Here is a 25,124-nt window from a genome sequence, read left to right on the forward strand (position 1 = left end):
GGTTAGCACTATTTTGCGACTTTTTTGTGGAACACTTTGATTTATAACACCAAGGAAGCTTTGAAAAACTTAAAGCCTCCTTGGTTTTGGCAATTTATGCTCAGATAGAAGTATCTAGAGGAGGGAAGTTTTTAACTAAATCATCTACGGCTTTCATCTGAGTTAGATATGCTTCAAGGGTGCTTAGTGGTAGCGCACAAGGGCCATCACATTTCGCTTTTTCTGGATCTGGGTGAGCTTCTAGGAATAGACCGGCAATGCCCTGAGATAGGCCCGCGCGAGAAAGTTGCGCTGCAAGTGCGCGACGACCACCGGCAGAGTCGGCGCGGCCGCCTGGCATCTGTAGAGCATGTGTCGCATCAAACATAACTGGGTAGCCAAACTCTTTCATGATAGAGAAGCCCAGCATATCAACGATTAAGTTGTTGTAGCCATAACAAGAACCACGTTCACATAAGATCAGACGGTCGTTACCTGCTTCTTCACATTTGTGCAGGATATGTTTCATCTCTTGTGGCGCTAGGAACTGTGCTTTCTTAATGTTGATAACAGCATCGGTTTTAGCCATCGCTTGTACCAGATCTGTCTGGCGTGACAGAAAGGCTGGAAGCTGGATGATATCGCAGACTTCGGCAGCAGGTGCTGCTTGGAATGGCTCGTGCACATCAGTAATCAAAGGCACTTTGAATGTGTCTTTGATCTCTTGAAGGATCTTAAGACCCTCATCTAAACCGGGACCACGGAAAGAGGTTAGGGAAGAGCGGTTTGCTTTATCGAACGATGCTTTAAATACGTAAGGGATGCCTAGCTTTTCAGTAACAGTGACATAGTGTTCGGCAATCTCCATGGCTAAGTCACGGGATTCCAGTACGTTCATGCCGCCAAATAGCACCATCGGTTTGTCGTTGGCAATTTCAAAATCTGCGACTTGTACGCTCTTCTGTTGCATCTTTGTAGTCATCCATAAAAGTCAGAAAGATGCATTATAACGGCTTCTTAACAGAGAGGCTTTTAATTTGTTGTTGGAAAAAGGTGTGCGTATTTTCCAATCCACTCAAGCGCAGCATCTTGATCTGAGAGCTCGCGGCCCTCTTCATTCAGTACATGACTCCTGTAGCGTTGTATATAACAAAGCTGCTCTAACATACGAATGCGTATAAGCGCGTCAGAGTTGTTAAAGGTTATTCCTAGTTCATAACCCTGAGGGGTGTCGTCACAGCTTTGGATAACGCCATAAACCTCTAGATTTTCAGCAATGCTAGGAATTTTGATTTGAATATTCTCACCCAAATGGAATGGTGTAGGTGAGTGACAGATAAGTTGGAGTGAAGAGGGGGGTGTAGAAACCGAATGGGTCTCTTGGAGCTTGAGTTCGATTGGGAACTCATCGGGATGACGTATAAGCACTTTTGAATCGCCCATGATAATCACCTTACCAGTACTGCCAGTATAGCTATGATTCGCATAACTGTTGTATTTTATTTATCGGCTGGTGTTTTCCAGTCTGAAGAAATAAATGGTTAGAAACTGTAAGACTTTGGAGTGAATACGGGGGAACCTTATGTCAGAGCATAAAGAAGGCCAAGCAACACCAGATGAAGCCTGCAAACAATTACAGGAAAGTAAGAAAACCTTGTTGCTGTCGACTCTGAGTGCCGAAGGATTCCCTGAAATTAGCTATGCGCCCTATGTGAAGGATAAGCAGGGGAGCTTTTATATTTTTATTAGTGAGTTAGCAGCGCATACCCAGAGTTTATTAGCGAACAATGAATGTTCCGTTATGTTTATTACCGATGAGGAACAGTCGCAGAATCTCTTTGCGCGTGAGCGTCTAATCTTTAGCTGTTTATCTGAGCGGGTTGATAATCAAGAGGATGCCTATCAGAGCATGCTGGATGATTTAGAAGAGAAGTTTGGGAACGTTGTGGGGATGTTACGTTCCCTGCCAGATTTTCATCTGTTCAGATTAAAACCACAGCAGGGGCGTTATGTCGTAGGTTTCGGTAAAGCTTATGTTGTAGATCCGAGCTCCGGATCGCTTGAACATATTAGCGAGAAAACGTTAAAAGAATCGAAACCTAACTAGATATGAGGATGCTTATGCGGCTCCGCCCATCATCTCTACAACGACAGTTTTTACCAGGAAGGCAGCCAAGCCTAAGCCTAGGGCAAAAAATAAAATGGCAGTACCGAATTTACCGGCGTTGGATTTTTTTGCTAGATCGTAAATGATAAAGAATATAAAACCAGCAAATACTGCAAGACCAATGTTCAGAGCAATTGCTTCCATTTCTGCTAAACGCATTTAGGCTACCTCTGCTTTAAGCTTAAAATTGGGTGCAAATTATACAGGATTTTGTCCTAGAGCGGTACTCGGATATTGTCGGCCAAAAGCGTACATGAAACTTTAAATATGCACCAAAATTTGGCACGGAATTTGACGATTTGCCATGGGTCAAAAAAATAAAAAAAAGTTGGATTGAGGTAAAAAATCTTAGCTCCCCTGAAAGCCCCGTCATATCAATGATTTCGCTGTATTAGAGCGTTCGCCTACACTCTAAAAAATCCAAAATCAAGAGTTGCATTCAACTCTCATATCACTATATTTAGTGTCTTGAATGACTTGAAGCACCACATGTTGTGCCTCTTGAAAGAGTAGAGTCTAAAACCTGCTGCCCGCATGATCGCGTTATTTTTCATGCTTTTGCCAGATTTTAACGGCAAGTTCAGGGTTAAAAGCAGGATCATAATTACAAATATATCTGAGTGTTATTTGGAAGGTCGCATGCAGCAAGATCTGATGGTTACCAAAAGGGATGGTCGGCAAGAAAAGCTAGATCTAGAAAAGATCCATAAAGTAGTTATCTGGGCCGCTGAAGGATTAGAAGCAGTATCACCGTCAGAAGTTGAGCTTAAAGCTCACTTACAGTTCTTCGAAGGTATGAAAACCTTCGATATTCACGAGACTCTAATCAAGTCCGCTGCCGATCTTATTTCGGAAGATGCACCGGATTACCAATACCTATCTGCTCGCTTGGCTATCTTCCATTTACGCAAGCGTGCTTTTGGTCAGTTCGAGCCACCACACCTGTACCAACATGTTGCAACACAGGTAGAAGCGGGTCGTTATGACAAACACCTAATCGCAGACTACACAGAAGAAGAGTGGGGCGTTCTTAACGACTACTTAGATCACAAACGTGATATGAACTTCTCTTACTCTGCGGTTAAACAGCTGGAGGGTAAGTACCTTGTCCAGAACCGTGTGACTGGTGAAGTTTACGAAAGCCCACAGATTCTTTACATGCTAGTGGCAGCTTGCCTGTTCGCGGATTATCCGAAAGAAACGCGTTTGGATTACGTTAAGCGTTTCTACGATGCGACTTCTCTATTTAAGCTATCTCTGCCTACGCCAATCATGGCAGGTGTGCGTACACCTACGCGTCAGTTCAGCTCATGCGTACTGATTGAAACAGGTGACAGCCTAGACTCTATCAATGCTACATCTGCATCGATTGTTAAATACGTATCTCAACGTGCAGGTATCGGTATCAACGCTGGTGGTATTCGTGCACTAGGTAGCCCAATCCGTAACGGTGAGGCGTACCACACAGGTTGTATCCCATTCTATAAGCACTTCCAGACAGCAGTGAAATCGTGCTCTCAGGGTGGTGTGCGTGGTGGTGCAGCAACGCTGTTCTACCCAATTTGGCACTTAGAAGTTGAATCTCTATTGGTTCTTAAAAACAACCGTGGTGTTGAAGAGAACCGTGTCCGTCACCTTGATTACGGCGTACAGATCAACAAGCTAATGTACACTCGCTTGATCAAAGGTGGCGAAATTACATTGTTCAGCCCGCACGAAGTGCCGGGTCTATACGAAGCCTTCTTTGCTGATCAAGATGAGTTTGAGCGTCTATACGTTCAATACGAGAATGATCCAAACATCCGTAAAGAGAAAATCAAAGCGGTTGAACTGTTCGGTATTCTTGCTGCAGAGCGTGCTCAGACAGGTCGTATCTACATTCAAAACGTTGACCACTGTAATACGCACAGCCCATTTGATCCGGCTGTTGCACCTGTTAAGCAGTCTAACCTTTGCTTGGAAATCGCACTGCCAACTAAACCGTTGCAGCATGTGAATGATCCAGAAGGTGAGATCGCACTTTGTACGCTGTCTGCGTTTAACCTAGGTGCCCTAGAGAACCTAGATGAGCTAGATAACCTGGCTGATCTGATCGTTCGTGCGTTGGATAACCTATTGGATTATCAGGATTACCCAATCCCAGCAGCGCATACATCGACAATGAACCGTCGTCCTCTAGGTGTTGGTGTGACTAACTTCGCATACTACCTAGCGAAGAACGGCGTTAAGTACTCCGATGGTTCCGCAAACGGCCTAGTACACAAAACATTTGAAGCGGTTCAGTACTACCTACTGAAAGCCTCTAATGAGCTAGCAAAAGAGCGCGGTGCTTGTCCTAAGTTTGACGAGACTGTTTACTCGAAAGGCTTGCTACCAATCGACACCTATAAGCGCGAAGTAGATGAGTTCTGTGAAGAGCCACTGCACTACTTCTGGGAAACACTACGCGAAGATATCAAAGAGTTTGGTCTACGCAACAGTACCCTAACAGCGCTAATGCCATGTGAAACATCTTCACAGATCACTAACTCGACTAACGGTATTGAGCCACCACGTGGTTACGTATCGGTTAAGGCGAGTAAAGATGGCATCATGAAGCAGGTTGTTCCGGGTTACACCGAGTTACGCGACCAGTATGAGCTGCTTTGGGATATTCCAAATAACACTGGTTACCTACAGCTTGTTGGTATCATGCAGAAGTTTGTGGATCAGTCGATCTCTGCAAATACTAACTACGATCCTTCGTTGTTCCCGAACGACAAAGTACCAATGAAGCAGCTTCTTCAAGATCTGCTTACGGCTTACAAATACGGTGTCAAAACCCTTTATTACCATAACACTCGTGATGGTGCTTCTGACCAAGCAGATGACGGGGGTTGTGAAGGTGGTGCGTGCAAACTGTAATAGGTTTGCCGCTATCCACTGACCACTCAGAGTAGAGCGCCTGTCACAATGTGGCAGGCAATATAACTAGATTTATCCAGGTTTCAGGAACGAACACTCCGATGGCGTACACTACGTTCAGTCACAGTACTCACGATGCAACTAAAGAGCCGATGTTTTTCGGTAAAAGCGTAAACGTTGCTCGTTACGACAGACAAAAATATCCAATCTTTGAAAAGCTGATTGAAAAGCAGCTGTCGTTCTTCTGGCGTCCAGAAGAGGTCGATCTATCGACTGACCGTAAAGATTTTATGAATATGCCGGAGCACGAAAAGCATATTTTCTTGAGCAATTTGAAGTACCAGACGCTACTTGATTCTGTTCAAGGACGTTCACCTAACGTTGCCTTTCTACCAGTCGTTTCTATACCTGAGTTGGAAACATGGTTCGAGACTTGGGCGTTTAGTGAAACGATTCACAGCCGCTCTTACACGCATATTATTCGTAATATCATCACTGAACCGTCTGAAGTATTCGATCAGATCGTGACAAACCCAGAGATCATTCGCCGTGCGGATTCTGTGACACGTTTGTACGATGAGTTCATCAACCTATCCAGTGTTTACAGCATTCACGGTGAAGGTCTACATACGGTTGATGGCAAGGTTTACGACACGTCTATGCGTAACCTTAAGAAGAAACTTTACCTAACGCTAGTATCTATCAACGTACTAGAAGCGATCCGTTTCTACGTAAGTTTTGCATGTTCTTTTGCCTTTGCAGAGCGTGCGATCATGGAAGGTAACGCTAAGATCATTAAACTGATCGCCCGTGATGAAGCGCTGCACCTAACGGGCACGCAGCACATGCTAAACATCATGGCATCTGGCGCTGATGATCCAGTCTTTAAAGAGATTGCTAAAGAGTGTGAACCAGAGGTTTACGCCATCTTTAAAGAAGCAGCTCAACAAGAGAAAGATTGGGCTGAGTACCTGTTCCGTGAAGGTTCGATGATCGGTCTTAACGCTCAGATCCTATCTGACTACGTTGAGTACATCACTAACGTACGTATGAAAGCGTTGAACTTGGAAGAGATCTTCCCATCACGTCAAAACCCACTACCGTGGATGAACGCGTGGTTGATCAGTGACAACGTTCAAGTGGCACCGCAGGAAGCGGAGATCAGCTCTTACCTTGTAGGTCAGATCGACAACGAGGTGGATGAAGGTGATTTCGACGGCTTTGATCTATAAGAGGCAAGCTTATGTCTGGCCCATCACGCATCAAAGTTAACCATCACCATACGTTCTACTATCAGTACGAACCGACCCTACTCGACGCGCTGGAAGCACAAGAGATTCCAGCGCCATACAACTGCCGCGGTGGGTACTGTGGCTGTTGTAAAGTTCGCCTGATCGAAGGTGAAGTTCAATATGTTCAAGAGAGCTTATTGGACCTGCAGGATGACGAAGTGCTTACCTGTTGCTGTATCCCCAAAACACACATCGAAGTAGAGATGCCTGACGAGTAAGTGGGCACTTCCTAATCCTTTCTTTGCACTAAAAAATAATGCACAGCTACAAAAAAGTGCGGTGATATCTGTGGATTTCGCCGCTGTGCATTATTCTTGTGCACAGCTAAAAATTTTCCTTGTCAATATTGCATTAATTAATTTTTAAAAGTTTAAAAAATCTTATTGATTTATATAACTAATTGAAATTAAAAGATTAATTTTTATTGGGTTAAATTTTAAACTATTTGCTGAATTCAACGTAATTAGTGCCTTTCAGCGATCTACCCAAAAACTATTCACTGAGTTATCCACAGAAGGTGGGGATGTTTTTCATTTGGTAAAAATTGTCGTTTGTGGACAAGAGGTGGGATAACTCGGTTGGTGTTCTTCCACAAGTAATCTTGTTATGTTGGCTGACTCTTTCTGTTGGTGGAGATAATAGGATTCGATGGTGAAGTGTGTGCTATTCAGTTATTGGTATGCAGGCTATTTCACGGAGAGTTAGTCTAATAAGGGAGATAGTGTGTTTTTCATAGTATTTATATCTGTATTAATTTCTGTGATTTATTTGGTTGTTATCTACTACAGAAAAGTCGCTGAGTGTATGAACTCAGCACGTAACAGTGATCAAATCGAACTATTAGAAAAATGTATGGTAATTCCATTTCGAGATTATAAAGGGAACATTGCTGATATTCATTTGGTGACCCTAGCGTTATGGGGGCGTTATAAGGAGAAAGGGCTTTCAGATGAGCTAGTTGAATTGTTAGATGAAACTAAAAAAGTGTTCTTCTTGCAGTGGGTATTTAGTGTGTTTCTTGTTGCTATCCCTGTAATTAATAAACATCTTACGGGTGGGTAAAGTTCTTATTCTTAAGATAGGGTTAGTTTTGTGAGATTGTTAATGGAATTTTTACTCTGAAACCAGCTAGCGTTTGCGATATACAAGGAGAGCGTCTTGTTTAATGTGCTTACTGTCTTCCTACTTTTACTAAGTGTTTCTGTATTTGCTGATTGTGATCGCCAGCAGCTTTTTTCAAAGGAGAATGCGAACTTAGAGCAATATCTCTCCCAAGGGAATTATGATTCAAGTATTTTCTTGATCAAATACCGTTTAGTTAATCTACCTCTGCCAAATCGATACAAGGTTTCTTTGATTGTGGATCCGATAACGGTTGATACTAGTCTTAGCTCAATAGCTAGTTTTGAAGATGAGTATTTAGGGTGCAAAGGTAAAAAGATTCCGTTCGGTCACCTTTACTCTGGGTTAGTTAAGGATTGTACGCTTTGTAACCGCTCGGACTATATTTCTCAAAATGTTAGAGAAAATGGTGCTGATAAATATAAGTTGTTTGAGATGAAGGAAGGCTTGTTTCTATCAGTTTTCTATAACGATCTCGCCTATATGGAAATTGCAGATGAAAATCTAAATTTGTATAGAGCGTGGCAAACTTTGATTATGCAAGCTTGGGGTAAGCAGGATCAGTTCACTGAATGAATATTTTAAATATTTGAGAGCTGAGCAAACGTTTTAGTTGATTTTCATCCAGAACAAATCTGATTATTTTGGTTGAGCCGTCACATGGAATAAACATGACAAGTTTGTACTTTGCTAGTGGTGTTCTCTGTCTATGATCGCTCAAGTGACAGAGCGTTTTTAATATTTGAATGCAATAGCGAAGTATATTGCACCGTCTTTCTAGAGTTCCAGCTATGCCAAAACTTGATGATAATCCATACGAACATATACACGATATGTCATTAGCCGCGGGCGGGGCTACCGGGATCATGATTTCTATTGGCTTTTTCTTATCATTAGAGCTGGTAGGTGGATTAGCAGGGTTATTCTTAGCTGTAATGGGGCTTTCTCACAAAGCGGTTTACAAGCTAGTGTTTAATAAGCTGATGGCGAAAGCTAACTGGGTGCTGATAGTTGGTGGAGGTTTGATCTTTCCCTTTGGCTTTTTGTTTCAGCCGTTATTTTTTATCCCATTGATATGCATTGTTTTGTGGTGTGCGTTATTTTTTGGGAAATTTGAGCAGCTTTAATAAGGGCTATGCTCGATGGTGAGGGAACAGGCTTAGTTATTCATTTCCCACAAAAAATGATTGATAACTCTTCGGCGTTACCGCCACGCGTTTCTTAAAGTGCCTCTGAAAATGGCTTTGATCGGCAAAGCCTAATTCCAGTGCTGTTTCCGCTAAACCGTTCCCTTGTTGCAGTAATTGCTTAGCTCGGTTGATTCGTTGGTTAAGTTGGTATGCATGCGGGGCTTGGCCGTATTGCTGTTTAAAGCTGCGGATCAGGTGGTAGCGGCTTAAGCCTGTTTCGGCGCAAAAATCATCGAGAGACCAAGGCGAATCGAGCTGATCCATGATTAGCTCTTTTACTCTGTGGATGTGGAAGTTATCCAGCGCCTTATGATCACTTTGGGTGTTAAGGTCTTTACCGAAAAGCACTTTCAGATATTCAATCAATAGAGTTTCAGCAGCGAGTTTATTGTCGTTCTCTCTGAGCTGCTTAAACAGGCTATCAAACTGCGCAAATAAGCTAGGGTTACTTTGCTGAACTTGGTTAAACGCGAGGTAATCCTGATTGTTGCTGTTGAATAGCTCGCTCTGTAACTCGCCAATCCAATCGGTATCGATAAACAGCATTCGATAAGACCATTCTCTGGCATCAGGGTTGCAGGAGTGAGCATCGCCAGGATTAATCGTTACCGTGGTGCCTTGATGGATCTTATTAGCTTGTTTCAGGTTGTGGTATTTAGCGCTACCGTTATCAATCACGCCGAAAGAAAACTCATCATGGGAGTGAGTTTGGTAGCAAGCTGCCGAGCGATGGGCTGAGCGCATTTCAATAAAAGGCAGCGAAGCACAGCGAGCAAAAAACTCGGCTGGCTTTTGAGTGTTGGGTTTGCTGGTCTTTTTCATCGGCTAACTCAGGCGCTAATTTATCCAGATTGGTGCAATCGTTAGAAATAGCATTATGCCCATAATGCGGTTAAATAGCTTTTGCTGTTTGGGTTGCGCTAGATAATCCTTAATCAGATGCCCAGCGATAGCCCAAGTTCCAACTCCAATCAGGCACGCAGCAAAAGAGATTACGCCAAACACACCTAAATATAGTTGAGGCTCGGACTGGTTTAGTACAAATACACTCACACCTGAGATAGAGACTAACCAGGCTTTAGGGTTGAGCCCTTGGCTGAGTGCGCCTTGCATAAAAGTAGGTGGTGTTGAGCTTTGTTCTTGCTCATTGGACTCACTGGCTGCTGTGGCAATTTTGTACGCCATATAGATAAGAAAGGCGCTGCCCAGATATTTAAGGATAACTAATAGCTGTGGATTGTTTTGAAATAGCTGATGCGTACCTGCACCTGCAAGCAAAACAATCAATGTGTAAGAGATAGTCGCCCCAAGCACATGGGGCAGGGTGCGTAAAAAACCATAAACCGCAGCAGAACTGGTCGCAATAATATTAACTGGGCCGGGGGTAATCGCACCGACAAGGGCAAAGACAGCCATAGATAGGGTGAGTGCAAACATAGGAAACCTTCTAACGTAAAATATTGGCTTACTATGGCAGTGCTTAAAACCAATTTATTGAACGAAATTGCGCTGGGCTACGCTTGTTTGTGAAGAGTAGATTTCTTGTGCTTTTAGGGAACCCTCGGTAAACTTTTGTGTCCTTTATATAGGCTATAAAAAACAGCTTTTTTATAACTTATTATTTGTTTCTTATAACGGTGAAAAAATTCTATGAGCGTGCAGTTTCCAACAATTGAAGACTATGTCGGTAAGACCCCACTTGTGCGTCTACAGCGTATAGGTCAGGGCAACGGCAATGTGATTCTATGTAAACTGGAAGGTAATAACCCTGCAGGCTCAGTTAAGGATCGTCCTGCGCTTAGTATGATTCAGCGTGCTGAAGATCGCGGCCAGATTAAGCCGGGTGATACTCTGATCGAAGCAACATCAGGTAACACAGGTATTGCCTTAGCTATGGCGGCTGCAATCAAAGGTTATAAGATGAAGCTGATCATGCCTGATAACAGCAGTGAAGAGCGTAAAGCCTCTATGACGGCTTATGGCGCAGAGTTAATCCCTGTAACCAAAGAAGAGGGTATGGAAGGTGCGCGTGATCTAGCCCAGGCGATGCAAGAGCGTGGTGAAGGTATCGTACTTGATCAGTTTTCTAACTTTGATAACCCAGAGGCACACTATCGTGGAACAGGCCCAGAGATCTGGGAACAGACTCAAGGTAAAGTGACTCACTTTGTCAGCTCTATGGGGACTACAGGTACCATTATGGGAACCTCTCGTTTCCTTAAAGAGCAAAGCGCTGATGTTCAGATTGTCGGTTTGCAACCAAGTGAAGGTGCACAGATTCCTGGTATTCGCCGTTGGCCGCAGGAATATCTACCAAAGATCTTTGATGAAAGCCGTGTAGATAAAGTTTTGGATATTGGTCAGCAAGAAGCGGAAGACACTATGCGTGAATTGGCGCAGAAAGAAGGCATTTTCTGTGGTGTATCTTCTGGCGGGGCTGTCGCTGGTGCTTTGCGTTTAGCTGAGCAAGTCGAGAACGCGGTGATTGTGTGTATTATCTGTGACCGTGGTGATCGTTACCTTTCAACTGGTGTGTTTAACGGTTAATTCAAGGTCTTAAAGGCGTGGATTAACAATATAGAAAAGCCCCAATGGGGCTTTTTTTGTGCTTGGCATAAAATATTAGTTGGTCTTAATGCATAAGAAATTCGCGCTTTGGCTTCTGAAGGAATAGAATATGCGCCGCATGAGTTGGGAGCAGAAGTTGATTAATCACTTCTAGCCCATATATTTAGTGCAGATAAAAATAATAATAAAAGCCGGTAAACGGTAGGGTTAATTTCTGGGAGCAGTAGTAGAACATGGTTAAGGTACGTCAAGACCAGCCAATTCTAGACGATGGATCTGTAGATCTAGATGTTTGGTTGGAGCATCTTCAAGATCTTACAGACATTGAAGATATCGATGTTATTCGTCGTGCTTGTGAAATGGCAAAGCAAGCGCAGGATAAAAGCGAAGTATCAGAAGATGTTTGGGCTGAAAATAGCCATAATAGCTACCGTACAGGCCTAGAAATGGCGCAGATCTTAGCGGATCTGCATCAGGATCAAGATTCCCTAGTTGCCGCTATTCTTTATCGCGCAGTGCGTGAACGTAAACTGCCTATCGAACGTGTTCGTAAACAGTTTGATAAAGGCATCGCCCAATTGATCATGGGCGTTCTCCAAATGGCTGCAATCGGTAGCCGCAAAAACCCTCGAATCGATGAAAGCGTATTGGGTAGTGAAACTACTCAGATGGACAATGTCCGTAAGATGCTGGTGGCGATGATTGATGATGTGCGTGTGGCGCTGATCAAAATTGCTGAGCGTACTTGCGCTATTCGAGGTGTAAAAGACGGCAGTCGCCGCAAGCGTTATCTTGTGGCGCGTGAAGTATTTGATATATACGCGCCGCTTGCTCACCGTCTTGGTATCGGTCATATCAAATGGGAATTGGAAGACCTTTCCTTCCGCTATCTAAAGCCTAATGACTATAAACACATTGCCAAGCTTCTGGATGAGAAGCGCTTAAACCGTCAGGACTATATCGATAAGGTAGTTCTACGTTTAGAAAGCGAGCTAGAAAACGTCAATATTGATGGTGAGGTTAGCGGTCGTGCTAAGCACATCTACAGTATTTGGCGCAAAATGCAGCGTAAGAATATCGAGTTTAGCCAAGTTTACGATGTTCGTGCTGTACGTATTTTGGTGCCGCAAAGCCGAGATTGCTATGCGGTACTGGGTATTGTGCACAGTTTATGGCGCAATATTCCGCATGAATTTGATGACTACATCGCGTCACCAAAACCGAATGGCTATCGCTCCCTGCATACCGCTGTATTTGGCCCAGAAGGTAAGGTTCTAGAGATTCAGATCCGTACCTTCGATATGCACGAAGAGGCGGAGCTAGGTGTATGTGCCCATCACCTATATAAAGGCACAGACACTAAGCAAAGCAGTGATGCCTATGAAGACAAGATTGCATGGTTGCGTCAGGTACTTGAATGGCACGATGACTTGGGCGAAAGCGAAGAGTTTGGTGACATGCTGCGTGGTGATGTTGTTCAAGATCGCCTATACATCTTTACCCCTGATGGCCATGTTATCGACATGCCTAAAGGTGCGACGCCGGTTGATTTTGCCTACCGCGTTCACACCGAAATTGGCCACCGTTGCCGTGGTGCCAAAATTAATGGGCGTATCGTTCCACTAAACCGTCGTCTGCAGACCGGAGATCAGGTCGAGATCATGACGGGTAACGAAGAACGTCCTCGTCGTGACTGGTTAAACATCAACCTTGGCTTTGTAACTACGCCACGCGCGCGTGCCAAAGTTGCACACTGGTTCAAGTTCCAGGCGAAAGAGCAGAATGCCGATGCCGGCCGCTCAATCGTTGCGAAAGAGTTTAAGCGTTTGGCAATTGATCTGGACGAGCTAGATATTAATCAGATCGTTGAACAGGTTAATTACAAGAATACTGAAGATATGTATGCCGCTTTAGGTGCGGGTGATCTACGTCTGTCGCAGATCATTAATGCCGCTCAGAAGCAGGTACTGCGTGAAGAGGAAGAGCAGCTTGATCTGGCGCTACCTGCACAAAGTGCAGGTGATTCTGGTCAGCCAGAAGGAATCCGAATTCGTGGTGTGGGTAACCTGCTGACTACGATGGCGAGCTGCTGTAAGCCAGTATTGGGCGATCCTATTGCCGGTTATATCACTCAAGGCCGTGGTGTTTCTGTTCACCGCGAAGACTGTATCAACATGATTCAGTTGCAGGAACGTGAGCCTGAAAGGGTGATCGAAGTTGATTGGGGCGAAACAGGCCAAACAACTTACCCTGTGGACATTTATATCGAAGCGTTCGACCGTTCTGGTCTTCTGCGTGATGTTATGTTGTTGATGGCGGAAGAAGATCTAAACATTATTGCTGCGAATACTCTGTCAGATAAACGCGACAATATTGCACGTCTAACTCTGACTACCGAGATCTCCAGTCTGGATCTTTTGGGTCGTATTATGGACAAGATCAATCAGGTGCCAAACGTTATGGAAGTTCACCGTCAACGCGGTGGTACTAGCTAATAAGCTATTAAAGGTTTTTTGCGTTATGGCTCAGTACACAATTGATGATCTTATCTATCTGATGTCACGTTTGCGTGACCCTGAAACCGGTTGCCCTTGGGATCTTAAGCAGACCTACGCCACTATTGTGCCGCATACCTTGGAAGAGGCCTATGAGGTTGCAGATGCCATTGAACGTGAAGACTGGGAACATCTAAACGACGAGTTAGGTGATCTACTGTTCCAAGTGATCTTTTATACCCAGCTGGGTTCTGAAGATCAGCGATTCGACTTTTCCACAGTCGTAAACAACCTGATCGAGAAGTTAGTTCGTCGCCATCCTCATGTTTTTCCAGATGGTACCTTGCACTCCAATTGTGCAGATAATCCGATATCGGAAGAGGAGATTAAGCGCAATTGGGAAGCGATCAAACAGCAAGAGCGAGATGCTAAAGAAGCTAAAGGTATCAGTCGAGTCTTAGACGATGTACCGCGTGCTTTGCCTGCACTGTCTCGTGCTGCGAAATTGCAAAAGCGTGCTGCACAAGTGGGTTTCGATTGGAACGAAACTGAAGCTGTATTGGATAAGATGGAAGAGGAGCTAGCAGAGCTTCGTGAAGCCATTAAGTCCGGTGATAAAGCTGCGGTCGCTGATGAGATGGGCGATATGCTATTTGCTCAGGTCAATCTTGCCCGTCACCTAGGTGTAAACCCTGAACATGCTGTGCGTGGAACCAACCAAAAATTCGAGCGTCGTTTTAGTTACGTTGAAGACCAAGTACTCGCATCTGATCGTGACTGGGATGGTTTCTCTTTAGACGAATTAGATGCTTTTTGGGATCAAGCTAAAGCTAAAGGTCTGTAACTGCTTTTAAAGCTTCGTAGCAGGCTTTTAGCATGCAGTTTAAGCACTTTACACCTCCTTACATACCTCTCTGATAGCCCTGTTTTAGCGCGCTATTCCTTAAATAATTAACTGAATCTACAGTGTTTTTCTTCTTTTTAATGGGTTAGCATCGAAGAAAACCGACTCCATCGGTATGCGAATTTTTGCGTCAGGAGGGATATATGACCAATCTGCACGAAGCTTTACGCGATGATGTTCGAATGCTTGGTTCTAGCCTTGGTGAAACCATAAAAGCACACCTTGGTGATGAACTGTTTGATAAGATTGAAGTGGTACGCCAGTTAGCGAAAGAGGGACGTACGGAAGAAAACCCGGAACACGAAGAGCTACTCAAAGCGCTACGTGAACTGGGCGAAGATGAAGTATTACCGGTTGCCCGTGCGTTTACTCAGTTTTTAAACCTCGCCAATATTGCCGAAGAGCACCACAGGGTACGTCGTTACCTTGAAGTCACCGATGTTTGTACTCCCGATTCTCTCTGTACTCTGTTTGCCCAACTGCGTCAGAAAGGTTTTACGCCTAAACAGATTGCGGATTCTTTGTGTGATACCCAGATCGATCTTGTGCTTACGGCGCATCCTACAGAAGTTAACCGCCGTACCTTAATCCAAAAATACGATGATATTGCTGACTGCCTACGTCGCTTAGACCGAGGTGATGAGGAAGCTCAAGTTCGTTTGGATGAATTGATCCGACAGATTTGGCATACCGATGAAATTCGTAAGCAACGCCCAACACCAGTGGATGAGGCGAAATGGGGCTTTGCGGTAATTGAAAACTCCCTTTGGACTGCGGTGCCTAAATTCTTGCGCCGTGTAGATGCGCAGTTAAATGAGACACTGGGTGAGCGTTTGCCGCTCGATAGCTCGCCAATTCGTTTCGCCTCTTGGATGGGTGGAGACCGTGACGGTAACCCGAACGTAACGGCCAAAGTTACCGAAGAGGTGCTACTGCTTTCTCGTTGGATGGCGGCTGATCTTTATCTGAAAGATGTCGATGCTTTGCGTGCCGAACTATCAATGTATCAGGCTAGCAAAGAACTGATGGCCCGCGTTGGTGACTGTGCTGAACCTTATCGTAAGTTACTGGGTGAAGTACGTAGCCGTTTGCAGGGCACAAAGAACTGGGTTGCGCGTCAGCTGAAAGGCGACGTTGATGGCGATTACGACGTTTATGTCCACGAGGAAGAGCTACTAGAACCGTTGATGCTGTGCTATCGCTCTTTGCAAGAGTGCGGTATGGGCATTATTGCAGAGAATGCGCTGGAAGATATTATCCGTCGTATCGCTTGCTTCGGCCTAACTTTAGTGAAGTTGGATATTCGTCAAAGCTCTGATCGTCATGCACAAGTATTTGAAGAACTATCACAGTTTTATGGCCTAGGTTCATACAGTGGCTGGACAGAAGAGGGGCGTCAAAGCTTCTTGTTGAAAGAGCTACAAAGCAAGCGTCCGTTGTTCCCAAATGAGTGGGTGCCATCAGATGAGGTGCAGGAAGTTCTAGATACTTGTCAGGTAGTCGCGACAGCCGATAAGAGCGCATTAGGCTCTTATGTAATCTCTATGGCCAGCCATCCTTCCGATGTACTAGCCGTTATCTTGCTTCTACGTGAGATGGGCATCAGCCATAACATGCGAGTTGCACCGCTGTTTGAAACCCTGAATGACCTTGAAAATGCTCGTGATTGTATCGATGCCTTGTTAAGCGTTGATTGGTACAAAGCCTACACTCAAGGTCATCAAGAGGTGATGATCGGTTATTCCGATTCCTCCAAAGATGCAGGCCAATTGGCTGCGGCTTGGGGCCAGTTTAAGGCGCAGGAAGGGCTAACTCAGCTATGTAAAGATCATGGTGTTCACTTAACCTTGTTCCACGGTCGTGGTGGTACAGTGGGTCGTGGCGGGGGGCCAAGCCACACAGCGATTTTGGCACAGCCTCCGGGCTCGGTAGATCATAGTCTGCGCTTAACCGAACAGGGTGAGATGATCCGCTTTAAGTACGGTATGCCTGATTTGGCGATTCGTAACTTAGAGTTGTGCACAGGCGCCGTATTGGAAGCAACGCTTAGTCCGGCTCCTGGGCCAGAGCAAGCGTGGCGTGAGCAGATGGAAGCCATGGCTAAACGCGGCTTAACCGAGTACCGTGCCATTGTTCGGGAAAACTCGATGTTTGTGCCGTATTTCCGTGCAGCTACGCCTGAACAAGAACTAGCGAAACTGCCTTTGGGATCGCGCCCAGCCAAACGCCGACAGGATGGTGGGGTAGAGAGTCTACGTGCAATTCCATGGATCTTCGCGTGGACGCAGATTCGCTTAATGCTGCCAGCATGGTTGGGTAGTGATAAAGCGTTGCAAGAAGCGCTGAATGAGAGCAGTCAGTCGCTGGTAAAAGAGATGTACCAGAAATGGCCATTCTTTAGATCGACCATCGACATGCTAGAGATGGTATTGGCGAAGAGTGATCGTAACATCTCAGCTTACTATGATGAGCAGCTGGTTTCTGAAGAGCTAGGTGTATTGGGCTCAAGTTTACGCCAGCGTCTTGGTGATATTGTTGGTCTGATCAATCAGATTAAAGAGCAAGATGGCTTATTGGATGCCAGCCCTGTGATTCGCCAGTCGATCGATGTGCGAAACCCGTATATTGATCCGCTGCATTTCTTGCAGGCAGAGTTGCTTCATCGAGATCGTAACCAGCCAAATGAACGCTTAGAGCAAGCGCTAATGGTAACTATGGCGGGCATTTCCGCTGGTATGCGAAATACTGGATAAGCTGATTTTTAAGCGATTTTCGCTGTTTTTATGATCTAAGTTACTGCGGTGCAGCAATAATTGCTTGTGCTGCAGTGACTTGATAACGTAGTCTCTTATACAGATTTTTAATTCAAAGCCGCTGTTGAAACTCCCGAACTTCCAGTAAGTTTGCTGGAGATGGGGCCGCTTTGACGATGACTACCTATCAAACTAACGGACTTATACCTTGGTTCCATAAGTCCTGTATTGGTAGTCCTAATGTCGAATTGTTCGCTTTTAAGGTCATGGTATCGTCCGGCATTAGCATTTTTTTATGACAGATTTCTGCTTATTCGATCAACATAGATCGGATGGCGACAACTTTAAAATTTTAAACTTACTAGTTAGGAGTTTCCTGTATGCGTATTATCCTTCTGGGCGCACCAGGCGCAGGTAAAGGTACTCAGGCACAATACATCACTGAGAAGTATGGCATTCCTCAGATCTCTACTGGCGACATGCTACGTGCTGCGGTAAAAGCGGGTACCCCTCTGGGCGTGAAAGCCAAAGAAGTTATGGACGCAGGCCAGCTTGTTTCTGATGACATCATCATCGGTCTAGTTAAAGAGCGTATCGCTGAATCTGATTGTGCAAACGGTTTCCTATTCGACGGTTTCCCACGTACTATCCCACAAGCTGATGCTCTAAAAGATGCTGGCGTTAACATCGATGCTGTAGTTGAAATTGATGTTGCTGACGAAGAGATCGTTAAGCGTATGGCGGGTCGCCGTGTACACCCAGGTTCTGGCCGTACTTACCACGTTGTATTCAATCCACCTAAGGTTGAAGGCAAAGACGACGTAACAGGCGAAGACCTAGTTCAGCGTGCTGACGATGCAGAAGACACTGTACGTGACCGTCTGAAAGTTTACCATGACCAGACTGCTCCACTGATCACTTACTACAAAGGCTGGGCTGAAGAAGACGCAGCTGCTGCACCTTCTTACGTTTACGTAGCTGGTGTGGGTTCTGTAGATGATATCCGTGACGGCGTATTCGCTGGTTTGGAAAATGCTTAATTAGCATTGATCTAAAAGATTTAAAAAACCGTACCCACCGGGTACGGTTTTTTTATGCCTATAATTTCCCCTTACTATAGGCTTTTAGCTGTACTTTCGAGATAATCTCCCTCTTACTTAAAAGGAAAGATGCTGAATGAGCCAAACAGATAAAACCGCCGTTGTATTAGTGAACTTAGGTACGCCTGACAAAGCTGAAAAAGGCGCTGTTCGTCGTTACCTAAAAGAGTTTTTATCTGACCAGCGCGTAGTCGAGGGTAAGTGTGTTAAACGCTTATTCTGGTTATCTGTATTGAACGGCATCATTCTTAATGTTCGTCCGGGTAAAGTGGCTAAAGCATATGCCAGCATTTGGGAAGACGATTCTCCAATGCGTAAGATCCTGGACAAACAGGTGGCTGGTCTTCATCTTTTGCTTCAGAAAAAGCATGGTGAACATGCACCCGATGTATTCTCGGCGATGACTTACGGCAAGCCGGGTCTGACGCCTCGTTTGCAAAAGTTACAAGAGAGTGGTTACCACAAAATTCTATTGGTACCTATGTATCCGCAATATTCAGCAACCACGACGGCACCTATCTATGATCAGGTAGCAAAGTTCCAGCTTAAACAGCGTGAAGTTCTGGATATTCGTATCGTGAACTCCTATTACAGCCATCCAGAGTATATTGCTGCCTTGGCCGATCAGGTACAAAATTTCCGTACAGAACACGGTACACCGGATAAATTGATCCTTTCATACCATGGCATTCCGAAAGAGTATTTTGATAAGGGTGACCCTTATCCAAAACAATGTCATGAAACCTCTGAGCTGTTGGCGGCTAAACTAGGTCTTGCTGATACCGAGTGGATGACGACCTTCCAATCCCGCTTTGGGCCTAAGGAGTGGATGCAGCCTTACACTGATAAGACATTGGAATCTTTGCCAGAGAAAGGTGTTAAGTCTCTGCAGATCGCTTGTCCTGCGTTTTCAGCTGATTGTTTGGAAACGCTAGAAGAGATCGCTATCGAAAACCAAGAGGTGTTTATGGAAGCCGGTGGTGAGTCTTATGAGTATATTCCAGCGCTGAATGCCCAAGACAGCTTTATCGAGCTATTAGCTACACTGGTACGTGAGCAAGCAGGCGATTGGGTTGGAGTTCGCTAAATGAAATACGAATATCTTTTCGGCATTCACGCCGTAAACACTGCACTTAAGCGTGATGCACAACGTATCCAGAAAATCCTGATCGCTAAAGGTCGTCATGATGACCGTATGCAGCGTTTGTATGAAACGGCGATGGGTCTGAAGATCCAATGTGAACAGGTAACCAAACGCGATCTGGAAGAGCTAGCCGATGGTGGTTCCCACCAAGGTGTTGTCGCACTGTGTAAACCGATCCAAACCCACAACGAAAAGTTCCTAGATCAACTTCTGGACAACCTTGATGTACCACCGTTCCTATTGGTACTCGATGGTGTAACAGATCCCCATAACCTAGGTGCTTGTCTGCGTACTGCTGATGCAGCCGGTGTACAGGCAGTTATCGCCCCTAAAGATAAATCTGCACCACTAAACGCAACCGCAGCTAAGGTCGCTTGTGGCGCAGCTGAAGCGGTACCGTACATTCTGGTAACCAACCTTGCCCGTACCCTAAAAAGTCTGCAAGAACGCGGTATCTGGACCACAGGCACTGCTGGTGAAACCGACTTAAATGTTTACCAAGCTAACCTAACCGGCCCTATGGCGTTGATTATGGGCGCAGAAGGTCAAGGTATGCGTCGCCTAACACGTGAGCATTGTGATCAGCTAGTTAAAATTCCTATGGCGGGCGAAGTGAGTAGCCTTAACGTTTCCGTTGCTACAGGTATTTGTTTGTTTGAAGCAGTTAGGCAGCGAAGTGTTGATTGAAACTGATCGATTACAGATCTTAAAAAGCAGCTTTAGGGCTGCTTTTTTATTGTTTCAACTTTCTTTAGATGCTCACACAGGAAGTCGTGAAAAACTTGTAATCTAGAAGATGGGATACGACTTCCAGGTCTAAGAGAGTATAAATTCAACGTTGTAGTATCAAAGTCTTTTAATATAGGGACTAAACGTTGGCTGTTTAGATCGTCTGATACAACAAATTCAGGAATCAGGGCAATACCTCTACCTGCCAACAGAGCTGAATGAAACAGCTTACTATTATTAGAAAGTAACAATGGTTCTAGGTAGACATCAATTGGCTTCTGCCTTTTAAAAAATCGCCATTTACGAGCATTCCCTGCAAGGTTATACATTAGGCAGGCGTGTTCTTTAAGCTCTAAAGGATGTTGCGGTTCTCCATATTCTTCTATGTAAGCTGGAGAGGCGCAAGGGATGAGTCGGTATTCGCTGAGCTTTCTACAAATTAAAGAACTATCGATAAGTTGATGGGTCAATCGAAGAACCAGATCAAGATCCTCTTCTAGTACGTTAACGTGTTGATCGTTTAACTGCACATCAAGGCGGATGTCTGGATATTTCAATATGAACTCATCAAGGATGGGAGCTAGTTCAGATAGTCCCCAAGTCATCGGAACGCCGATCCTTAAATTACCTTTAGGTGAATGTTGAGACTCAATCAGTTCTTCTTTTAAATCTTGCCATTGATTAATCAGGTTTATTGCTCGTGCGTAGCAACGCTCACCATCGTCGGTAATTTGCATATGCCGGGTACTACGATGGAATAAAACTGTTCCTAATTCACTTTCTAGTCGTTCAATTGCTTTGGAAACCCTCGCAGTAGAAAGGTTTAGCTTCTTTGAGGCTGCGGTAAAACTACCGTTTTCAACCACGGCTTTAAGTACTTTTAAGCTTTCTAGCTGATTAATGTTACTCATATTCAACAAAAGGTTAATAATGTTTTATTTTTTTTGATGTTTGCAATGTTTTTGTTGAAAGTCAAAATCTAAAGGCAAATTCATTAATATTTGAATAGAGAAATGATGATGACAAAAGAAATGCTCTTCAAGCCTTCTAAGCTGGGTAAGTTGGAAACCTCTAATAGGCTTGTGGTGGCGCCTATGACAAGGGTGAGCGCAAATGAAGATGGGACGGTTGGGCCGCTCATGAAGGAGTATTATGAGGGATATGCCGATGGTGGGTTTGGGCTAATCATTACTGAAGGGTTATATACGGATAAATTATTTAGCCAAGGCTATCGAAAGCAGCCAGGAATTAGTTCAGTGAAGCAGGCGAACAGTTGGCGGCCAATCGTTGAAAGCTTACAGCAGAAGGGGGCTATTATCATAGCTCAATTGATGCATGCAGGAGCATTATCTCAATACAACCCGTTTGCAAATACGGCAATGGCTCCTTCTGAGGTACAGCCTTTAGGTGAGCAGATGCCATTTTATTATGGAGACGGCCCTTATCGATTACCTAAGTCTCTTGCAGCTTCAGATATCAAAGAGGTTGTAGAAGGTTTCGTATCTTCATCCTTATTAGCTAAACAGGCGGGATTTAATGGTGTAGAAATACATGGTGCTAATGGTTATCTGTTGGATCAGTTTTTGACGCAATACACCAACCTTCGAACAGATGAGTACGGTGGTGTTCTAGTTAACCGGTTGCGAATTTTTAAAGAAGTTATTGAGTCTGTGAGACAGGCGGTAGGTAAAGACTTTATTGTCGGAGTGCGTCTTTCTCAGAAAAAAGTCAACGATCTAGACTATGAGTGGCCTGAAGGTGAATCTGCAGCAGAAACGACCTTTAAGCTCATGAGAGAATGCGGAGTCGATTATATACATACAACTGAGCCGGTACTTAGTGAGCCTGCGTTTGAGGGAAGTGCTTCTCTCGCCTCTTTGGCAAAGCGAATAAGCGGGTTGCCGATTATTGCCAATGGCGGAGTAGTTGAACCACAGTTAGCGATTCACGTAATAGGAAATGGAAATGCTGATTTTGTTTCTATAGGTAAAGCTGCTCTCGCTAATCAGGATTGGCCTAATTTGGTAAAGCGTTCTGAAGATACCCATATGTTTGATTTTGCGATGCTTGCTCCGATTGCAGATTTAGAAAATTCAAAGCGTTATCGTAAAAATATGTAAAAGGGATTATTTGGAGCCAAAGTAAATTTAATCCTACCTTATTAGGAAATCCTGTATCATAGCCACATCTGCTAGTTCACTGTGAAAGCAGCGAACCTGATCTTTATACGTTATCTTTGAAAGCGATGAATGTTCATCGCTTTCTTTGTTTATGGAATCACTATGTTTTCTGATATCGCACTACATCCACAGTTAGAAGAGAACCTTAAAGCGCTTGGCTTCAGTGAGCCGACTGAGGTTCAGCAAAAGGCGGTGCCTTTATTGTTGGAAGGGATGGATCTGTTGGCAAGTTCGCCAACGGGTAGCGGTAAAACCGGAGCTTATCTGATTCCTTTAGTGCAGGAACTGTCGGCAGGTAAATCGCCAACACGTCAGCCGAAAGCCATTGTACTTGTACCAGTACGTGAGCTCGCTGAACAGGTGTTACAACAGTTTAATAAATTGGCTGCTGGTCTAGAACTAGATGCTGTTTCGCTGGTGGGCGGTGAAGATTTTAAACAGCAGGAAAAACGCTTGGCGCGTGCTGATTTGGTGATTGCGACACCGGGGCGTTTAGTACCGCATTTGGAAAACCGTTCTATTGAGTTGGATAGCCTAGATCTACTGATTCTGGATGAAGCGGATCGTATGCTAGAAACCGGTTTTAAAGAACGTTTGGATCAGATCCTAACCCTTTGCCCGGAAGCACGTCAGACATTGTTGATCTCTGCGACTTTACCAACGCAAGTCCGTACGTTGGCTCAAAAGCTATTGGTCGATCCTGAGTGGATTCGTGTTGGTCAAAAGCGTGAAGTTGAAGAGGGGATCAAGCAGAGCATTTTGCTGTCTGATGATCAGTCTCATAAAGATAAACAGCTGTGCTGGTTGCTGGAAAACGAATCGTACGACAAGGCGATTGTGTTCTGTAACAGTAAAACAGAAGCGCGCCGTTTAGATGGGTTTTTGCGTTACCACAAATTCAAAGCAGCTCTATTGCATGGTGATGTCCAGCAGAAAGGTCGTTTTGCGACGATTGAAGGCTTTCGTAAAGGCACAACAAAGGTTTTGGTAACCACTGACCTCGCATCCCGTGGTTTGGATGTGGAAGGGGTTGAGTTAGTGATCAACATGGAGATGCCGCGTAAAGGCGATCTTTACCTTCATCGTGTTGGCCGTACCGGTCGTGCTGGTCAAGAAGGTCAGGCGATCTCATTGATCGATCCGCACGAGTGGAACCTAATGTCTTCAATAGAACGTTACCTGAAGACCCGCTTTAGACGTAAATTGATCGAAAGCTTAGTAGGTAGCTACAAAGGCCCGAAAAAAGTAAAAGCGTCTGGTAAAGCGGCAGGCACGAAAAAGAAGAAAAAACCGGCTAGTAGCAAGAAGAAAGCGCCGAAAAAACCGAAGAAGTAATCTTGGCGGATAAAATAGACATAAGAAAGGGTACTTTTGGTAAGTACCCTTTTTTAATGTTTGAGCGTAATGACGATTAAGCCATTAAATCTTTAGTGTGCATGGCGATCATCGCTTCCTCATTGGTCGGGATGACGCGCACAGTCACTTTAGAATCGGCACCATTGATAATGCTGTCGTTGGTTGAATTAGCATGAGGGTTAAATTTAACGCCCAGCCATTCACAGCGTTTAAGGATGCGTTCTCTGACATTGGCACTGTTTTCGCCGACACCACCGGTGAAGACTATCTGCTCTAAACCTTCGAGTGCAGCAGATAAGCGACCAATTTCTAGTGCTGCTCGGTAGCAGAACATATCGATCGCTTCTTCAGCTTCGGGTTGGTCGCTTTGTTCAAGCTCCAACATATCAGAGCTGATACCTGACACGCCTAGCCAGCCACTTTGCTTGTAGATCAACGCTTCAAGATCATCTGCTGAAAGGTTGTGATGACGCTGGAGGTAAAGCAAAACACCTGGGTCGATATTGCCACAGCGGCTACCCATCGGCAGGCCATCTACTGCAGTAAAGCCCATAGATGAGGCAACAGATTTACCCTCGCCGATAGCACACATACTTGCGCCAGCGCCTAAGTGACAGACGACGGTTTTTAGATGGCCGCTTTTCTGCTCAACAAGTTGGCGCTGAATGTATTCGTATGAAAGCCCGTGGAAACCGTAGCGATGAACACCTTCCTCAGTGTATTTGCGAGGCAGGGCATAGTGTTGCTCCAACGAGGATTGCTCGGCATGAAACATTGTGTCAAAACAGGCTACTTGAGGTAGGTCTGGAGCTATGTTTCTGCAGGCCTCGATCAGTCTTAGGTTATAAGGCTGATGCAGTGGCGCTAGTGGAATAAAGCTCGCCAGCTTATCTAATACCTGATCATTAATCAGGATAGGCGCGCTAAAGTGACTACCCCCATGAACAACGCGATGGCCGAAGGCGCATAGAGTATTGTCACTGACTTCAGCATTTAGCCAATCGAGTATTGTTTTTAAGCAGGCTTGGTGGCGTTGCTCTTTAGGCACGTCGCTAAAGCTTGGCGTGCTCTTAAGTAGAACTTCACCGGATGCATCTTTCACTTTAAAGCGAGCGGTATCATTAAGGATATTGCCCAGCTTAAAGTTATATAGCAGCTCTAGCTTAGCGCCAGTGTACTTAAACAATGCGCATTTTAAGCTAGAGGAGCCGCCATTAACCGTTAAAATCGTTTCCATACGA

The 25,124-nt window shown here is 44.8% G+C and carries 23 protein-coding genes; 16 read left to right on the plus strand and 7 right to left on the minus strand.

The genetic code is table 11. The features are described 5' to 3' along the window. Positions 1-100: 100 nt before the first annotated feature. Entirely contained in the window at positions 101-949 is an 849-nt protein-coding gene (gene kdsA, locus ACMXYU_RS03840; RefSeq protein WP_415900281.1) for a 3-deoxy-8-phosphooctulonate synthase, read from the minus strand. Positions 950-1,011: 62 nt separating this feature from the next. Beyond that, entirely contained in the window at positions 1,012-1,422 is a 411-nt protein-coding gene (locus ACMXYU_RS03845; RefSeq protein ID WP_415900282.1) for a hypothetical protein, read from the minus strand. A gap of 139 nt (positions 1,423-1,561) precedes the next feature. Here ACMXYU_RS03845 and ACMXYU_RS03850 point away from each other — a divergent pair, with 139 nt between their 5' ends. After that, positions 1,562-2,086 carry a HugZ family protein gene (locus ACMXYU_RS03850; RefSeq protein WP_415900283.1) on the plus strand — a complete coding sequence of 175 codons (525 nt, stop codon included), beginning with the start codon at positions 1,562-1,564 and terminating at the stop codon, positions 2,084-2,086. Positions 2,087-2,098: 12 nt separating this feature from the next. Here ACMXYU_RS03850 and ACMXYU_RS03855 read toward each other — a convergent pair whose 3' ends face one another. Further along, the gene (locus ACMXYU_RS03855; protein WP_415883698.1) at positions 2,099-2,305 is read right to left on the minus strand and encodes a DUF2788 domain-containing protein; all 207 of its coding nucleotides are present in this window, start codon (positions 2,303-2,305) and stop codon (positions 2,099-2,101) included. Between the two features lie 480 nt (positions 2,306-2,785). Between ACMXYU_RS03855 and nrdA the strand changes: the two genes are divergently transcribed. The 6 genes from nrdA to ACMXYU_RS03885 all read left to right on the plus strand — a co-directional run bounded on the left by nrdA (position 2,786) and on the right by ACMXYU_RS03885 (position 8,591). Continuing rightward, positions 2,786-5,050, plus strand: coding sequence for a class 1a ribonucleoside-diphosphate reductase subunit alpha (gene nrdA, locus ACMXYU_RS03860; protein WP_415900284.1), 2,265 nt, complete (start codon positions 2,786-2,788; stop codon positions 5,048-5,050). 101 nt (positions 5,051-5,151) lie between these two features. Further along, complete coding sequence (gene nrdB, locus ACMXYU_RS03865; RefSeq protein ID WP_415883700.1) at positions 5,152-6,282, plus strand: class Ia ribonucleoside-diphosphate reductase subunit beta; 1,131 nt, start codon at positions 5,152-5,154, stop codon at positions 6,280-6,282. An 11-nt stretch (positions 6,283-6,293) separates the two neighbouring features. Then, positions 6,294-6,560: a class I ribonucleotide reductase maintenance protein YfaE gene (gene yfaE / locus ACMXYU_RS03870; RefSeq protein ID WP_415900285.1), complete on the plus strand. Its 267-nt coding sequence runs from the start codon at positions 6,294-6,296 to the stop codon at positions 6,558-6,560. 505 nt (positions 6,561-7,065) lie between these two features. Continuing rightward, entirely contained in the window at positions 7,066-7,404 is a 339-nt protein-coding gene (locus ACMXYU_RS03875) for a hypothetical protein (protein ID WP_415900286.1), read from the plus strand. 96 nt (positions 7,405-7,500) lie between these two features. Next, entirely contained in the window at positions 7,501-8,040 is a 540-nt protein-coding gene (locus ACMXYU_RS03880; protein WP_415900287.1) for a hypothetical protein, read from the plus strand. A gap of 215 nt (positions 8,041-8,255) precedes the next feature. Next, the gene (locus ACMXYU_RS03885; RefSeq protein ID WP_415900289.1) at positions 8,256-8,591 is read left to right on the plus strand and encodes a hypothetical protein; all 336 of its coding nucleotides are present in this window, start codon (positions 8,256-8,258) and stop codon (positions 8,589-8,591) included. A gap of 36 nt (positions 8,592-8,627) precedes the next feature. Here ACMXYU_RS03885 and ACMXYU_RS03890 read toward each other — a convergent pair whose 3' ends face one another. Together ACMXYU_RS03890 and ACMXYU_RS03895 are read right to left on the minus strand one after the other, a co-directional pair. Then, positions 8,628-9,476 carry an AraC family transcriptional regulator gene (locus tag ACMXYU_RS03890; protein ID WP_415900290.1) on the minus strand — a complete coding sequence of 283 codons (849 nt, stop codon included), beginning with the start codon at positions 9,474-9,476 and terminating at the stop codon, positions 8,628-8,630. 15 nt (positions 9,477-9,491) lie between these two features. Next, positions 9,492-10,091 (minus strand): LysE family translocator, encoded by a 600-nt coding sequence (locus tag ACMXYU_RS03895; protein WP_415900291.1) that lies wholly within the window; start codon positions 10,089-10,091, stop codon positions 9,492-9,494. A 213-nt stretch (positions 10,092-10,304) separates the two neighbouring features. On the opposite strand from ACMXYU_RS03895, the gene cysM reads away from it, so the two are divergent. The 7 genes from cysM to rlmB all read left to right on the plus strand — a co-directional run bounded on the left by cysM (position 10,305) and on the right by rlmB (position 20,305). Beyond that, a complete protein-coding gene (gene cysM / locus ACMXYU_RS03900) occupies positions 10,305-11,201 on the plus strand; it encodes a cysteine synthase CysM (RefSeq protein ID WP_415900292.1) in 897 nt (298 codons plus the stop codon). A 254-nt stretch (positions 11,202-11,455) separates the two neighbouring features. Then, complete coding sequence (relA, locus tag ACMXYU_RS03905) at positions 11,456-13,717, plus strand: GTP diphosphokinase (RefSeq protein ID WP_415900293.1); 2,262 nt, start codon at positions 11,456-11,458, stop codon at positions 13,715-13,717. 25 nt (positions 13,718-13,742) lie between these two features. Then, entirely contained in the window at positions 13,743-14,561 is an 819-nt protein-coding gene (gene mazG / locus ACMXYU_RS03910; RefSeq protein ID WP_415897655.1) for a nucleoside triphosphate pyrophosphohydrolase, read from the plus strand. Between the two features lie 203 nt (positions 14,562-14,764). Beyond that, positions 14,765-17,374, plus strand: a complete 2,610-nt coding sequence (gene ppc, locus ACMXYU_RS03915; protein WP_415894987.1) for a phosphoenolpyruvate carboxylase — start codon at positions 14,765-14,767, stop codon at positions 17,372-17,374. Between the two features lie 380 nt (positions 17,375-17,754). After that, the gene (gene adk / locus ACMXYU_RS03920) at positions 17,755-18,414 is read left to right on the plus strand and encodes an adenylate kinase (protein ID WP_415900295.1); all 660 of its coding nucleotides are present in this window, start codon (positions 17,755-17,757) and stop codon (positions 18,412-18,414) included. Positions 18,415-18,550: 136 nt separating this feature from the next. After that, complete coding sequence (hemH, locus tag ACMXYU_RS03925) at positions 18,551-19,561, plus strand: ferrochelatase (RefSeq protein ID WP_415900296.1); 1,011 nt, start codon at positions 18,551-18,553, stop codon at positions 19,559-19,561. Continuing rightward, positions 19,562-20,305 (plus strand): 23S rRNA (guanosine(2251)-2'-O)-methyltransferase RlmB, encoded by a 744-nt coding sequence (gene rlmB / locus ACMXYU_RS03930; RefSeq protein ID WP_415900297.1) that lies wholly within the window; start codon positions 19,562-19,564, stop codon positions 20,303-20,305. A 32-nt stretch (positions 20,306-20,337) separates the two neighbouring features. Here the strand turns inward: rlmB and ACMXYU_RS03935 are convergent, their stop codons facing one another. After that, positions 20,338-21,258, minus strand: coding sequence for a LysR substrate-binding domain-containing protein (locus ACMXYU_RS03935; RefSeq protein ID WP_415900298.1), 921 nt, complete (start codon positions 21,256-21,258; stop codon positions 20,338-20,340). 183 nt (positions 21,259-21,441) lie between these two features. Between ACMXYU_RS03935 and ACMXYU_RS03940 the strand changes: the two genes are divergently transcribed. Both ACMXYU_RS03940 and ACMXYU_RS03945 read left to right on the plus strand, forming a co-directional pair. After that, positions 21,442-22,467 (plus strand): NADH:flavin oxidoreductase, encoded by a 1,026-nt coding sequence (locus ACMXYU_RS03940; RefSeq protein ID WP_415900299.1) that lies wholly within the window; start codon positions 21,442-21,444, stop codon positions 22,465-22,467. 162 nt (positions 22,468-22,629) lie between these two features. After that, the gene (locus tag ACMXYU_RS03945; protein ID WP_415900300.1) at positions 22,630-23,862 is read left to right on the plus strand and encodes a DEAD/DEAH box helicase; all 1,233 of its coding nucleotides are present in this window, start codon (positions 22,630-22,632) and stop codon (positions 23,860-23,862) included. A gap of 76 nt (positions 23,863-23,938) precedes the next feature. Here the strand turns inward: ACMXYU_RS03945 and ACMXYU_RS03950 are convergent, their stop codons facing one another. Continuing rightward, complete coding sequence (locus ACMXYU_RS03950; RefSeq protein ID WP_415900301.1) at positions 23,939-25,120, minus strand: acetate/propionate family kinase; 1,182 nt, start codon at positions 25,118-25,120, stop codon at positions 23,939-23,941. Positions 25,121-25,124 lie beyond the last annotated feature (4 nt).

Source organism: Neptuniibacter sp. QD48_11, assembly GCF_047778095.1.
Taxonomy (GTDB): domain Bacteria; phylum Pseudomonadota; class Gammaproteobacteria; order Pseudomonadales; family Balneatricaceae; genus Neptuniibacter.